This window comes from Streptomyces sp. WM6386 (genome assembly GCF_000972385.1).
Lineage (GTDB): Bacteria > Actinomycetota > Actinomycetes > Streptomycetales > Streptomycetaceae > Streptomyces.
Genome location: NZ_JXTE01000745.1, coordinates 1 through 326, shown reverse-complemented (window position 1 = coordinate 326; position 326 = coordinate 1). Strand labels below are relative to the sequence as shown.

Genomic DNA, 326 nt, shown 5'->3' with positions numbered 1-326 from the left:
CACCAGCGCCCGCGCCGGGACCGAGCCGGGCTCGGCGGGCACCGCCCGTCCGGGGCCGCGCAGCTGCGCACGGTTCATCCACACGGTCCGCGGGCCCTTGCCGACCTCGCTGAAGGTCACCGCGAGCGTGGCCTCCGCCATGCCGTAGACCGGGCATACGGCACCGGCGGCGAAGCCGTGCCGGGCGAAGACGCGGGTGAACTCCTCGACTGTGCCGGCCTGCACCGGTTCCGCCCCGTTGCAGGCGACCCGCCACGCGGACAGGTCGAGCGGGACGGAGTCGAAATGGTCCGCGACCGCGACGAGATGGTCGTAGAAGAAGTTCG

Annotated in this window: 1 pseudogene; it reads right to left on the bottom strand. The window is 73.3% G+C overall.

The features are described 5' to 3' along the window. Positions 1–326 (bottom strand): annotated as a pseudogene (locus TN53_RS43495) (AMP-binding protein); the annotation flags it as partial.